The 12852-nt window shown below is 57.1% G+C and carries 13 protein-coding genes; 4 read left to right on the forward strand and 9 right to left on the reverse strand.

All coding sequences use genetic code 11. The features are described 5' to 3' along the window. Nucleotides 1-77: 77 nt before the first annotated feature. Both HGAS_RS03140 and HGAS_RS03145 read right to left on the reverse strand, forming a co-directional pair. Nucleotides 78-1370: an AGE family epimerase/isomerase gene (locus HGAS_RS03140; RefSeq protein WP_019126460.1), complete on the reverse strand. Its 1293-nt coding sequence runs from the start codon at nucleotides 1368-1370 to the stop codon at nucleotides 78-80. Nucleotides 1371-1475: 105 nt separating this feature from the next. Next, entirely contained in the window at nucleotides 1476-2402 is a 927-nt protein-coding gene (locus HGAS_RS03145) for a MerR family transcriptional regulator (protein WP_019126461.1), read from the reverse strand. Nucleotides 2403-2746: 344 nt separating this feature from the next. Between HGAS_RS03145 and HGAS_RS03150 the strand changes: the two genes are divergently transcribed. The 3 genes from HGAS_RS03150 to HGAS_RS03160 all read left to right on the forward strand — a co-directional run bounded on the left by HGAS_RS03150 (nucleotide 2747) and on the right by HGAS_RS03160 (nucleotide 4851). Further along, complete coding sequence (locus tag HGAS_RS03150; protein WP_009408838.1) at nucleotides 2747-3040, forward strand: WhiB family transcriptional regulator; 294 nt, start codon at nucleotides 2747-2749, stop codon at nucleotides 3038-3040. Between the two features lie 168 nt (nucleotides 3041-3208). Further along, nucleotides 3209-4000, forward strand: a complete 792-nt coding sequence (locus HGAS_RS03155; protein WP_019126462.1) for a DsbA family protein — start codon at nucleotides 3209-3211, stop codon at nucleotides 3998-4000. After that, a complete protein-coding gene (locus HGAS_RS03160; RefSeq protein ID WP_019126463.1) occupies nucleotides 3997-4851 on the forward strand; it encodes a cytochrome c biogenesis CcdA family protein in 855 nt (284 codons plus the stop codon). Before HGAS_RS03155 ends, HGAS_RS03160 begins: the two co-directional genes overlap by 4 nt. A 172-nt stretch (nucleotides 4852-5023) precedes the next feature. Here the strand turns inward: HGAS_RS03160 and groES are convergent, their stop codons facing one another. After that, nucleotides 5024-5320 (reverse strand): co-chaperone GroES, encoded by a 297-nt coding sequence (gene groES, locus HGAS_RS03165; RefSeq protein ID WP_009408834.1) that lies wholly within the window; start codon nucleotides 5318-5320, stop codon nucleotides 5024-5026. 217 nt (nucleotides 5321-5537) lie between these two features. Here groES and HGAS_RS03170 point away from each other — a divergent pair, with 217 nt between their 5' ends. After that, on the forward strand, nucleotides 5538-6776 hold the full coding sequence (locus tag HGAS_RS03170) for a class I SAM-dependent methyltransferase (protein WP_019126464.1): 1239 nt from the start codon (nucleotides 5538-5540) through the stop codon (nucleotides 6774-6776). On the opposite strand, the gene tsaD is transcribed toward HGAS_RS03170, so the two are convergent. From tsaD to tsaB, 6 genes are all read right to left on the reverse strand, one after another. Then, a complete protein-coding gene (tsaD, locus tag HGAS_RS03175; RefSeq protein WP_019126465.1) occupies nucleotides 6757-7854 on the reverse strand; it encodes a tRNA (adenosine(37)-N6)-threonylcarbamoyltransferase complex transferase subunit TsaD in 1098 nt (365 codons plus the stop codon). The two genes, HGAS_RS03170 and tsaD, sit on opposite strands and share 20 nt — an antisense overlap. 85 nt (nucleotides 7855-7939) lie before the next feature. Further along, nucleotides 7940-8683, reverse strand: a complete 744-nt coding sequence (locus HGAS_RS03180; RefSeq protein ID WP_009408831.1) for a succinate dehydrogenase/fumarate reductase iron-sulfur subunit — start codon at nucleotides 8681-8683, stop codon at nucleotides 7940-7942. Further along, a complete protein-coding gene (locus HGAS_RS03185) occupies nucleotides 8680-10686 on the reverse strand; it encodes a fumarate reductase/succinate dehydrogenase flavoprotein subunit (protein ID WP_019126466.1) in 2007 nt (668 codons plus the stop codon). The genes HGAS_RS03180 and HGAS_RS03185 overlap by 4 nt, the downstream gene beginning before the upstream one ends. A gap of 15 nt (nucleotides 10687-10701) precedes the next feature. Then, nucleotides 10702-11403, reverse strand: a complete 702-nt coding sequence (locus HGAS_RS03190) for a succinate dehydrogenase cytochrome b subunit (RefSeq protein WP_019126467.1) — start codon at nucleotides 11401-11403, stop codon at nucleotides 10702-10704. A gap of 207 nt (nucleotides 11404-11610) precedes the next feature. Next, the gene (rimI, locus tag HGAS_RS03195) at nucleotides 11611-12156 is read right to left on the reverse strand and encodes a ribosomal protein S18-alanine N-acetyltransferase (RefSeq protein WP_019126468.1); all 546 of its coding nucleotides are present in this window, start codon (nucleotides 12154-12156) and stop codon (nucleotides 11611-11613) included. Next, nucleotides 12153-12848 (reverse strand): tRNA (adenosine(37)-N6)-threonylcarbamoyltransferase complex dimerization subunit type 1 TsaB, encoded by a 696-nt coding sequence (gene tsaB, locus HGAS_RS03200; protein ID WP_019126469.1) that lies wholly within the window; start codon nucleotides 12846-12848, stop codon nucleotides 12153-12155. Before tsaB ends, rimI begins: the two co-directional genes overlap by 4 nt. Nucleotides 12849-12852 lie beyond the last annotated feature (4 nt).

Below are 12852 nucleotides of genomic sequence, written 5' to 3' on the forward strand. Positions count from 1 at the left end.
CCAGAGCATACTGGGTTTGACCTAAAACCCAGTATGCGTGGCTAAGTTCACCCCAGAACAGTGAGAGTAGAAGCGAACTACGCCTCTTCTTCTGCCTGCTCCTTCAAGGCAAGAGCAAAGCACGGGGTATTGCCAACCTGCGGCAGAAGCAGCATCTGCGCAACGTGGTAGGCATCCGCTTTCCCCTCCCAAGTCGTCCCAGACTCCGCTCCCGAGGCGTCGACTTCGTGGATCCAGCGACCGGTGGCCTCGCGAAGGTAGCGGTCCGCCCAATCGACCCACTGCGCATACAGAGAACTCAGCTCCGCAACACGCGCGTCATCTCCGGCCTCTTCGTGAACACGGCCTAAGACACATGCAGAATTGACAGCCTCGCACAGCACCCAGTGCATGCGGGTATCCACAACCGCTCGACCGTCCCAGTCAGTGGTGTAAACAAAACCTTCGGCGCCATGTTTATCCCAGCCATCAGAGCATGCGCGGTTGAAAAGCTGCTCAGCAGCTTCAAGCATCCAATCTTCGCTCTCCCCCATAGCCAACAGGGCCGCACGGGTGTGAAGGATCAGTCGTGCCCATTCCATCCCGTGTCCGGGGGTTGCGCCGTAGGGACGGAAAGGATCCGAAGGACGATCGATGTTGTGATCGGGAAGCATGTTCCACTCGGAATCGAAGTGTTCGGGAATACGCCAATGCAGCTGTTCAGCGACCTCGGCAACGAAACGACAGATTCCGCGTGCACGATCCAACCAGATGCGGTCTCCCGTCGCGTCATAAGCAGCTAGGTAAGCCTCGACGGTGTGCATATTCGCATTGACACCACGGTAGCTCTCACCACGGGTGTAATCACGGTTCCAGGATTCACAGACGCGGCCGAACTGAGGCTCCCACCAGTGGAGCTCTTGGTCAGCCAGCGCACGATCAAGAAGCTCGCGGGCCCCCGGACGGCCAAGCACTGTTGCAGCGCTCGAACAGAGGATGACAAATGCATGCGCGTATGCCTGCTTCAAGCCGTCATTCGCTGGTTCAATCGCCTTCCAATGCGGACCATCCTCGCGTTCAACAATCTCTGTCACGAGCCCGGAGAACCAACCGCCATTTTCGGCATCGTACATGGGGCCTTCAGTCAGGCAACGAATACCATGATCAACCAAGGGGATTGCCCAGTCGTACCCCTTAAGCGCCGCGAGCGCGAAAACATAGGTCATTCGCCCGGTAATCCACAGTTCAACTGGCTTTGAAGGATCCACTACCCCATTGCGATCCATGTACCCGAAACCGCAATCTACAACCGAACCCGCCGCAAAATGAACAAGTTCTTCGAATTCTTCATCGAAGGCTTCGATAAGCTGGCGATCTTCCCACGGGGTCATCTTTAATCCTCTGTGCATGCCGCACCTGCGCGACCTAATAGATACGCGTCTACGCTAACACGTTGCAAGAACATGCAGTAATTGAAAGAGGTAACGCAGAAGAACTCAGCGAACGGAAGCTGCGGGGACCTTCGCACTGAGCAAGGCCAAAGTCTCCTCAACGCACGCTGAGACCGTACGAACGCGAAGAACATGGTCGTCGAGAACGCGCGGGGATTGAGTTCCCACCTCGATGACGTCAATTCCGTGGTTGTGAACTGCCGCTGAAACGAAGTTCTTACAGTCCTCACCCTGTCCCATGGTGATCAGAGCAGCGACATGTGAATCAATGTTTTCAACAAAAGCATCAAGTTTTTCGCGGCCACCAATCCAGCCGCGGCTACACGCTCCCAGCACCACAACATTCGGGCCATACCAACGCAGGGCCACCCCAATGACATGCGCGGGAAGAAGGTGCGCACGATCGCCCAAAATAATGATGCTGGGCGAAGACGGGAACTTAGGTTCGGGCCGTTGCTCTGACATGACGCGAAGAACGTCATACATCGCTTGGCTGAGCATTGACGAACCCGCGATTCCCGGAATTTCGCCGTGATAATCGGTAGCCATCACTTCAAAAGCGGGTTCGACCAAAAGCATCCACGTATGAAGCAGGCCTTTTTCACTGACGCTGGCTTCGATCAGATGAACAAGGCGGTCCCGATCACCTGCTCGCGCGGCAACAACCAGTTCATCTGCCGTGCGTGGGGGACGAACTTCTTCCAACTCTCCCTTGTCTTGAGCAAGAACGATCGCAGCGGCATCAGAGGGGGTGACTCCACTTTGAATCAGCTCGATCATATGCGTCAGCCTGGCGACGTCTTCCGGAAGGTAGCGACGGTGGCTGCCTGCGGAGCGCTCTCCGGGGCCCAGACCGTAGCGCCTTTCCCACGTTCGCAGTGTCGAGGCCGAAACACCGAGTTTCGCAGAAACTGCAGTGACGGTCAGCGGCGCATCGTGAGCAGCGGGAAGCACGAGCTGTGCACGGGGCATGACCACTCCTGACGTGATGAAGGATACCTAAGTGAATGCTACCTAATTGATTGTCAGTTTTCCTTCTTGTCTTTTCCAGTCGAGTGGTCAGATTTTGTCCGCTGACAGCTAAGAACGACTATGTAACGGGCAACAAAATTACGCTTTCAGCATTTCTGCAGCGTTTCGTTATCTCCCGTAATAATGCGGTTTTCAGCGTCACTTCGGTCATCTGAAGTTTCCTGTGAAACAACTATGATTCCGTGAAGGGGCCTTGAATAACTCTTGCACAATTCGGTACCCTTCTTGCAGTCCTTCTCGCCGAGAACGTCTCGCGCTGGGAAGCGCAATGAATGGAGGTACTCATGTCTGACGTCTCTCGACTGCCAGGCCCGTCGATTGACGCGTGGGAATGGCAGTACCAGGGCGCCTGTCGCGACCTCGATACGGAACTTTTCTTCCACCCCGAAGGTGAACGCGGTTCAACCCGTCGTCGCCGTGCCGCCAACGCAAAAGCCATTTGCGCAACTTGTCCTGTCATTGAGCAGTGCCGCGAATATGCTCTGCGAGCTCAGGAACCCTATGGAATCTGGGGCGGCATGACTGAAGAAGAACGTCGCGAAGAAATTCAGCGCCGTCGTATTCGTCGAGTCTCCTGACACACTCACTACGTCATCTCGAACTCGCTCGGGTCGGTGTTCCGAGCGAGTTTCTTTTACCTAGTGTCAACCAACCCGTAGCCCCGTTCTCTTCCTCTATTCCTCACTCTCTATGGAATAGACTGAAACCCATCCCCGTCATCCCCTGCGAAATGCGAAAGGTGCCCCATGGAATCTCGAGGCCTCGGCAAGCAGAGAATCATTGCCGTTCTTCTTCTTGCATGTGCTGTCGTTCTTGTTGCTGGTGCAGTCTGGTGGGCCAGCCGTCCGTCAACTTCTCAACCCCAGATGATGGCATCGGCCAGCGCAGCTCCAATGCAGCAAGCACAGGAAAGCAGCGCCGCCCCACAGCAAACACAAGCAGCCTACGCACCAACTGTTACCGATCAACAGGGACTCGACATCATCCACTCCCAGCAGCGTCGTGATGCCAATGATGCACGAGCAAAGGGGTCGATCGACGCTCCCGTCGTGATGGTGCTTTACTCTGATTTCTCTTGCCCCTACTGCACGCGTTTCGCGAAGCAAGTCGAACCACAACTGCAAGATCTGGTCGACAACGGTACCTTGCGAATCGAGTGGCGCGATCTGGCACAAATTTCGAAGTCTTCCCCCCTTGCCGCTCAGGCGGGCATCGCTGCAGCCAACCAGGGACGTTTCTGGGAGTTCGTGAGCGCAGCCTATGGCGAGGCCAACCCATCCGGCCACCCCGAGTACACGATGGATTCCTTGACCGCTCTGGCACAGAAGGCAGGAGTCCCCGATATCTCACGCTTCCAAGCTGATACCAACGATCCTGAAACGGCAGCAGCAGTCAAACAGGCCCAAAACGACGCCTACAAGATCGGCATCCAAGGCACTCCCTTCATGTTCATTGGCGATAGCTTCATCTCGGGCTTCCGCGATGCCGACTACGTGCGTGCAACCATCCAGAACCAGGCAGAACACCTCAAGAAGTGAATCCTCTTATCGCTTTCCTTGGTGGAGTATTGACGCTGCTCGCACCGTGCTCCGTCATGCTTCTACCCGCTTTCTTTTCCTATGCGTTTCAATCTCCACAGAAATTGATCGCTCACTGCGGGATATTCTGGCTGGGCTTACTCACTCCTCTGATCCCGCTGGGGGCAGCCTTATCAAGCGTTGTCGCGCTGATTAGAGAACACTCGGCCTTCATTACCCAAGTCATCGCCCTTTTGGTGATTATTGCTGGACTGATCACGCTCTTCTCCTTGGATGTTCCTGTTTTCCGCGTGCGTTCCCTAGAAAAGGCTTCTCGGTCACGCGATACGGCATGGGCGGTCTACCTCCTGGGTATAACCTACGGAATTGCAGGGGTTGGTTGCGCAGGCCCCATCCTTGGAGCAGTACTGGCAACTTCCTCTTTGGGCGGTTCAGTCGTCGAAGGCATCATCGCAGTCATTTTCTATTCCGCAGGAATGGCATTTCCCCTCTTGGTGCTCGCACTACTCTGGCAGCATTCCGCGGGGCGTATCCAAGCGATCGTGCGTCCAAAACCCGTGACTCTATTGAAGCGCCAGACGACGTGGACGAATGTGGTCTCTGGACTGGTTCTCATCATTTTGGGTGTCACAATTTTCAAAATTGACTTGAGCAATCCTCTTGGCGGGATCATCTCCATTGACACTCTTGCTTCGTGGGAAGAATCCATCATGGGCCTTTTTGGGGCACTACCCGCATGGGTGGTCGCCCTTGCAGGAGCACTCATTATCGGCGCTGTTGTTGCCTTGCTCTGGAAACCGCGCTCTGCTTCTCTTCCCTCTTCCACACCTTCAGAAGAACAACAGGACTAACGATTGCCAGTACGCAGTCGCGACGCACAGCAGCACTAACATTGTCAGCCGCAGCGCAGTCACGCTAAATAGCGCTCACAGCACCCACGCTCAGAACATAAAAAAGCAGTGAGCCCGGAGGATTACTCCGGGCTCACTGCTTCATGCATCACGCGGATGCATCAACGTCTATTCAGCGCTCGACAATTGCCAGAACGTCGCGTGCAGACAGGATCTGCAGTTCTTCGCCGTCGTACTTGACTTCGGTGCCACCGTAACGGCTGAAGATCACGTGGTCGCCCACCTTGACGTCCACGGGGACGCGGTTGCCGTTGTCATCAACGCGGCCGGGGCCCACTGCCAGAACTTCGCCTTCCTGCGGCTTTTCCTTGGCGGCATCGGGAATGTACAGACCGGAAGCGGTCTTCTCTTCGCTGTCAACCTGACGGATGACAATACGATCTTCGAGGGGCTTAATGGTGATAGCCATTTCAGCACTCCCTTTCTTCTCATAACGATTAATGTCATCCCGTCCCTGCCGTCGCGGGGGTCAGGTTTGGGATCGCATGTGTGCTTACCCACTCAGTCTAGGGCTCGATTGGCACTCTAGCAAGCTGAGTGCCAATGCTGTCTACCGCCTCCACTCAGCCTCCCACACGCCCCATATCTTTTCTCCAATTCCCTGAAATTCCGCAACAATAGAGACCATGTCCTCCATTGACCCACTCTGCTGCTCCCCCGGACGTGAACTTCTTGCTCAATGGGAAGAAAACGAGGAATACCGCCACCTCTCACCCATGGAGCTCAGTTTGGCAATTCGCGCGCAAACGGATGACCCAGCTCTGGCCTCGGCAATCGCCTCTCAACTGCAGTTACGCACCCAGGCAGAAGGAAAATTCGGCTCCCTTGCGCGCACGATGCTGTGGACGCGCGATGGCTATGAGCAGGCAACGCGATGGGTTCTTGCCCGCGAACACGCCGCGCGCTTCGTCAAAGCCGGCGCAACGCATATCGGAGACCTCGGATGCGGGATCGGTGCAGATTCCCTTGCTTTCGCGCGTACAGGCATGCGGGTTACCTCCTACGACATCAATGACGAGGCCCTTTCCGCCGCTCGCGAAAACCTTTCCCCTTTCCCCTCCGCACGCGTTGAGAAACGCGACGTAAGCACGCTGGGTCCCGAAGATTTCGAGGCGGAAGGTTTCGACGCACTTTTCGCTGACCCCGCGCGCAGAACAGGCAAACAGGGCGGCTCCAAGCGCATTTCATCGCCCTCGGATTGGTCTCCTTCTTTGGACCGCGTTCTGTCCTGGGCACAGTCTGTCCCGCGCTTAGGGGTAAAAGTTGCCCCTGGTATCCCCTACGAGCTCATCCCTTCCCGGTTCCACGCGCGCTGGACCAGTGTTGATGGAGATCTTCTCGAGGCCGCACTGTGGTCCCCTTCCCTAGCCAGCGAAGGGGCAGGACGCTCGGCTTGCGTGATTACCCGCGACGAGATCCATACCCTTGAGGACCCTGAGACACCTTTCGCCGACTCCCCTGCTAGGCAGGCAATAGTCGGGCAGCTCGGCAGCTACCTCTACGAGCCGGATTCTGCGGTAATTCGCGCCGGAATGGTCGCCAAGCTCAGTGAAGACCTTGACGCGCATCTGATCAGCGAATCTATCGCTTACCTCAGCGCATCGCAGCTGATGCCAACTCCCTTCGCCGCAGCATTCGAAGTGATCGATCAGGTGAACCTGCGCGCGAAAAATATCCAGCAGGCACTTCGAGCACACGATATTGGACGTGTCGAAGTCAAGAAACGCGGGGCCGACATCCAGCCCGATGCGCTGCGCAGATCTCTCAAACTCACGGGGAGCCAAGCGGGAGTCGTTATCGCCACTCGAATTGGTCAGTCGCACCGGGCAATTATTGCCCGACGGATCAGTGCCGAGGAAGCATAGAGGTTTGCGTCAAGGGCATACCGGAATCGGGAGAGAAATCCCAATCTGAAGGTTCAACCCCTGCACGTACAAGCTCTGAGCCCATGGCGGCAATCTGCGCCCCATTGTCCGTGCAAAAACGCAGCGGAGGCATGCGGACTTCCAAACCGGCAGCCTTGCCTCGCTCAGTCAGCAACGCACGAAGCCGGGAATTTGCCGAGAAGCCACCGCCCACAACGATCGTCGAGCACTCGTGATCGAGTGCAGCGCGAACTGCCTTCGCCGTTAGGGAATCATTGACAGCCTCGGAAAAGCCCGCACAAATATCCTCAGCGGGGATCTCCTCGCCGCGTTCCTTAAGGCCTTCAACGTAACGGGCAACCGCGGTCTTGAGCCCAGAGAAGGAGAAGTTGTACTTGTGGCGTTCCTGGTCCTTGCCTGCGGCCAGACCTCGCGGGAAACGGATCGCAGTGGGGTCGCCCTTTTGCGAAAGACGGTCGACGTGCGGACCGCCCGGGTACGGAAGGTCGAGGAGACGGCCAACCTTATCGAAGGCCTCGCCAGCAGCGTCGTCAAGGGTTCCGCCGAGCTCACGAACATCCGTTGCGATGTCATTGATGAGCAGAAGATTCGAGTGCCCACCGGAGACGACCAAGCCAATGAAACGCTCGGGCAGAGGACCGTCGGCGAGCTTATCGACCGCAAGGTGACCAATCACGTGATTGACCCCGTACAGTGGTTTCCCGATCGACGAGGCCAGCGCCTTCGCCGCACAAATACCAACCGTCAGGGAGCCCACCAGGCCAGGACCAGCAGCGACGGCCACGGCATCGACATCGTTAAGAGTCACGCCGGCCTCGTCAAGGGCGCTTTCAAGCGTGGGAAGGAAAGACTCAAGGTGAGCGCGTGAAGCAATTTCGGGGATAATTCCGCCGTAACGGGCGTATTGATCCATTGATGTAGCCGTGCGATCGACCAAAAGGTCGCAGCCGCGCACCAGCGCAACGCCTGTTTCATCGCAGGTTGATTCGATACCCAGTACTAAAGGATCTTTTTCACTCACCCGGCCCAGTTTAGTCCGCTGCTGTGCTTGGTGCATTCGCCCCCGCATTCCGACAAAAAGGTGTGGGGACGACCCCAATGGGTCGTCCCCACACCGATGATGTAAAGATCCCTTTAAAGGATCACACGCCCTTGAGCGCTGCCTTACCAAGCTGACGGTTCAGCGTGGAGATGACATCAAGCGGAATCTGCTTGGGGCAGACGGCCGCGCACTCGCCGATGTTCGTGCAGGAACCGAATCCTTCTTCGTCCATCTGGTTGAGCATGCTGACAACGCGGCGGTAGTTCTCAGGCTTGCCCTGCGGGAGCAGGTGCAGGTGAGTAACCTTCGCCGAGGTGAAGAGCATTGCCGAGGCGTTCGGGCAGGCAGCCACGCAGGCGCCACAACCGATGCAAGCAGCGGCTTCGAACGCGCGGTCCGCATCCTGCTTGGGAACGGGAGTGCCGTTAGCATCCGGAGCTGCACCGGTGTTCACCGAGATGTATCCACCGGCCTGGACGATACGGTCCAGGGCGCTTCGGTTAACAACCAAGTCCTTGATGATCGGGAATGCTTCTGCGCGCCAGGGTTCGATGGTGATGACATCACCATCATTGAAGGAGCGCATGTGCAGCTGGCAGGTCGTGGTGACCTCAGGGCCGTGGGCAATGCCGTTGATGACAATGCCACACTGACCACAGATGCCCTCACGGCAGTCAGAGTCAAATGCGATCGGTTCTTCGCCGCGAGCAAAGAGCTCTTCGTTCAACACGTCGAGCATTTCCAGGAACGAGGATTCCTCAGAGATGCCGCGGACTTGGTATTCGTGCATGGCACCCGGATCCTCGGGTCCGTTTTGGCGCCAAATCTTCAGTGTCAGGTTCACTTGTAACTCCGCTGCTTGAGCTCGATGTTGTTGTAGATCAAGGCTTCCTTGTGGAGGATCGGAGGCTGGTCCTCGCCACCCCACTGCCAAGCTGCAACATAGAGGTACTTGTCATCGTGGCGAAGGGCTTCACCTTCGGGGGTCTGCGACTCCGCACGGAAGTGACCGCCACAGGATTCTTCACGGTGCAGGGCATCGATGCACATAAGCTCGCCCAGCTCCATGAAGTCTGCAACACGGCCAGCCTTTTCAAGGGACTGATTGAGTTCACCAATCGACTTGCCCGGAACGCGAACGTCACGCCAGTAGTCGGCGCGAAGCTTGCGGATCATCTCGATGGCCTTCTTCAGTCCCGCTTCGCGACGCTCCATACCGCAGTATTCCCACATGATCTGGCCCAGTTCCTTGTGGAAGGAATCCACCGAACGGGAACCGTTGATCGACATGAGCTTGTCAATGCGTCCCTGAGCGGAGTTCAGTGCCTCAACAACATCCTCGGAGGACTCATCCAGCTTGGGGAGATTGAAGCAGTGTGCCAGGTAGTCGTTGATGGTGTTCGGAAGAACAAAGTAGCCATCAGACAGGCCCTGCATCAGTGCGGATGCACCCAGGCGGTTTGCGCCGTGATCAGAGAAGTTTGCTTCACCGGCAACGTAGAGGCCGGGGAGGTTTGATTCCAGATCGTAGTCAACCCACAGGCCACCCATCGTGTAGTGAACAGCCGGGTAGATACGCATGGGCACTTCGTAGGGGTTGTCGCCCGTGATGCGCTCGTACATATCGAAGAGGTTGCCGTACTTGGCGGAGACTGCAGCCTTGCCCAAGCGACCAATGGCCTCGGAGAAGTCCAGGTAGACGCCGCGACGCATGACGCGATCATTGCCTTCGGCATCGGTCTCGCGAATTGCGGGGCCTACGCCACGACCTTCATCACACATGTTCTTCGCCTGACGCGATGCGATATCACGAGGCACTAGGTTGCCGAATGCGGGGTAAATACGCTCAAGGTAGTAATCGCGATCCTCTTCGGGAATATCGCGAGGATCCTTGTCGCAGTCCTCTGCCTTCTTGGGAACCCAAATACGACCGTCGTTACGCAGGGATTCGGACATCAGGGTCAGCTTGGACTGCTGATCTCCGTGCTGCGGAATACAGGTCGGGTGAATCTGAGTGAAACAGGGGTTCGCGAAGTATGCGCCCTTGCGGTATGCACGCCAAATTGCGGTGGCGTTGCAGCCCATGGCGTTCGTCGACAGGAAGAAGACGTTTCCGTAGCCGCCGGTTGCCAGAACAACCGCATCCGCAATGTGGGTTTCAAGCTTGCCAGTGGTCATATCGCGCGCGACGATACCGCGAGCGCGGCCGTCAGAAACGATGAGTTCGACCATTTCATGGCGGGAGTGCTCGGTAACGGTACCGGCAGCAACCTGACGCTCGAGCGCCTGGTAGGCGCCAATCAGCAGCTGCTGACCTGTCTGGCCACGTGCGTAGAAGGTACGCGACACCTGGACGCCACCGAAGGAACGGTTGTCGAGCAGGCCGCCGTATTCACGTGCGAAGGGTACGCCCTGTGCGACACACTGGTCGATGATGTTCGCGCTGACCTCGGCCAAACGGTAGACGTTGGTCTCACGTGCGCGGTAGTCGCCGCCCTTAACGGTGTCGTAGAAGAGGCGGTAGACGGAGTCGTTGTCGTTGCGGTAGTTCTTCGCGGCGTTGATACCACCCTGCGCTGCAATGGAGTGCGCGCGACGAGCGGAATCCTGGTAGAAGAACACGTCGATGTTGTAGCCCATCTCACCCAGCGAGGCGGCAGCTGCGCCACCGGCAAGGCCGGTACCCACGATGATGACGTGAAGCTTACGGCGGTTTGCGGGGTTGACCAGAGCCGCAGTGAACTTACGCTTTTCCCAAGCGTCTGCGAGGGGAACATCCAGCGGGGCCTTGGTGTCGGCGATATCGTCGCCTTCGCGGTACAGCCCGTGAATCAAAGTATCAGTCATGTCTCAATATCCTTGTCAGGAGATGTAACCGGCGACAATCGCCAGCGGGGGAAGCGCGAACATCAGGAAGATCAGTGCGCCGACCAGGCCGGAGAGAACTTCCATGAACTTGCGGGTTCCACCGCGGACCCAACCCAGAGATTGGAATGCCGACCAGAAACCGTGAGAAACGTGGAGTGCTGCCAGACCAATGAAGATCAGGTAGACAACAACCATCAGGGGGTTCTGGAAGGTCGCGACCATGCGCTCATAAGGAGTGGAGTCTGCGACGAATCCGGTACGGATGGTTCCCGTGGTGAAGTGCAGGATGTGGAAGACGATGAGGAAGAAGAGCAGAACGCCGGTCATACGCATGGTGCGTGCTGCATAAGCATCAGCTGCACTGCGCTTGACGACGTACGCACTGCGACGTGCGCGGCGTGAGCGCTTCCAGGTCACTGCTGCTGCCCAGATGTGGATCACCAGCATGAGAACCATGGCTGCGCGGAATACCCAGATAAACCCACCGTGAGGGAAGATCGGCACAAAGGCTTCTTCTTTCAGCCAGTGTGCGTAGTGATCGTAGGCTTCCTGCCCCAAGAACATCTTGAGGTTGCCGTAGGAGTGGAAAAGAAGGAAGAGCACGAACACGATGCCGGAGATCGCCATAAGTTGCTTGACGAAGACGGTCGTAGTCCATGCGCGACGCTTGCGAGTTGCGACAGTTTTTGTGGCCATGACTCAAGCCTAAGCTGAAGGAGTGTCATTTCCGTAGGACTGCTGGCCCGCGCGCTCCTTATCTGCTCACAGCGTCAGATAAGTCTTCCCTAAAACCCTGATTTTTCAGGGAAATAGCAGCGCGGAGGAGCCCAGTAAAAATGCGTCACAAAGTCGACAAAAACTGTCAGAAAACACCGTATTAGGGCAACATAATTTTTCGTATTTTCATGCGCCGAAAACAAGACGCATGTTTACCGCATCTTCGCGCGGGTTCCGGAAATAAGCCTTCGTAACGCCGACACGTTCAAAACCCGATTGCTCGTACAGCGTGATCGCCGGGGTATTGGACGCTCGCACTTCCAGGAAAACTCGTTCACTCCCCCGCTGACGGGCAAGCTCAAGCAAAGCGTCCATCAGCGCGCGGCCCAAGCCACGGCCTCGGAAATCGGGAAGGACACCCATGGTCATCACGTCGCTATCGAGCCCAATCTTGACACCCGCGTAGCCACACAACACAGGAAGTTCACCCTGGGGAGCATCGGCGCACACGCCAAAGTAGACGCTCAGTCCCGAGGAAAGCTCCTCAGCAACCATCCCCGGCGTCCACGGGTCCTCCGGGAAAATCGCCTGTTCCAGTGCGATAACCGCATGCCAGTCCTGTGGACCCAACACGACAAGCTTTCCTCCCGAGGCCTGGGCGAGCCTGTGCGCGCACGCGCTCAGCGTTTCCTTAGCTCCCTGGGCGGAGGCACCGGGGTCTGCTGTGCTCACATGCGCTCCGGCGCTTGTCCATGAATATCGGGGCGACGCAGGTACAGAGGTTCAGTACCCAAACGATCCTCTCCTCCGCGGGCCAAACGCGCACGGACAATGCGAACCATGACTGAAGGATCTAGGGGAAGAACCGGCCCCATTTCTGCGCCGGCAAGTTCATCGACACTGTGCGCCGGGATCGGCGCATCAGAAACCAGCAGTCCTTCTTGTTCACGCAAGGCACTGCTCAGGGTGCGCGCGTAGCCAACCTCAAGACGTCCGACCAAACGAACATCATCGGGGCCTTCTGCAAGGTAATGTCCCCAATACAGTTCCTTACGGCGAGCATCGGTCAATGCATACACATGAGTGTCCGGAGACAAGTGATCCAAAGCAGCGCGGGCGATCACATCCAAAGAGCAAACGCCGTAGACCGGGATCCCCGCCGCTTTCGCGAAGACACGTGCTGAAACAAGTCCGGCACGTAGACCGGTGAAGGGAGCAGGACCAGTGCCTACGCACACGGCGTCAAGACCGGCCTTTGCGACGTCGGTCGGCAAACCGGCCTCTTCAAGGGCCTCGAGGACGCAGGGGGTAATTGATTCCGCGTGATGACGACCCGACTCATTCCTCGAGCTCCCCAGTATCTTTCCGTCATCAACGACGGTTACTGCAGTTGCTCCGGAGGTATCAATGCACAATTCGGTCATAAGT

Source organism: Actinomyces sp. ph3, from assembly GCF_000308055.1.
In the GTDB taxonomy this organism is placed as follows: Bacteria; Actinomycetota; Actinomycetes; order Actinomycetales; family Actinomycetaceae; genus Pauljensenia.

What these genes read in the sequence shown, in the direction of transcription:
- HGAS_RS03185 (WP_019126466.1), bottom strand. Translation starts at nt 10,686, where the DNA reads ATGACTGATACTTTGATTCACGGGCTGTACCGCGAAGGCGACGATATC.
- HGAS_RS03190 (WP_019126467.1), bottom strand. Translation starts at nt 11,403, where the DNA reads ATGGCCACAAAAACTGTCGCAACTCGCAAGCGTCGCGCATGGACTACG.
- HGAS_RS03145 (WP_019126461.1), bottom strand. Translation starts at nt 2,402, where the DNA reads ATGCCCCGTGCACAGCTCGTGCTTCCCGCTGCTCACGATGCGCCGCTG.
- groES (WP_009408834.1), bottom strand. Translation starts at nt 5,320, where the DNA reads ATGGCTATCACCATTAAGCCCCTCGAAGATCGTATTGTCATCCGTCAG.
- HGAS_RS03140 (WP_019126460.1), bottom strand. Translation starts at nt 1,370, where the DNA reads ATGACCCCGTGGGAAGATCGCCAGCTTATCGAAGCCTTCGATGAAGAA.
- tsaD (WP_019126465.1), bottom strand. Translation starts at nt 7,854, where the DNA reads ATGCACCAAGCACAGCAGCGGACTAAACTGGGCCGGGTGAGTGAAAAA.
- HGAS_RS03155 (WP_019126462.1), top strand. Translation starts at nt 3,209, where the DNA reads ATGGAATCTCGAGGCCTCGGCAAGCAGAGAATCATTGCCGTTCTTCTT.
- HGAS_RS03170 (WP_019126464.1), top strand. Translation starts at nt 5,538, where the DNA reads ATGTCCTCCATTGACCCACTCTGCTGCTCCCCCGGACGTGAACTTCTT.
- HGAS_RS03150 (WP_009408838.1), top strand. Translation starts at nt 2,747, where the DNA reads ATGTCTGACGTCTCTCGACTGCCAGGCCCGTCGATTGACGCGTGGGAA.
- tsaB (WP_019126469.1), bottom strand. Translation starts at nt 12,848, where the DNA reads ATGACCGAATTGTGCATTGATACCTCCGGAGCAACTGCAGTAACCGTC.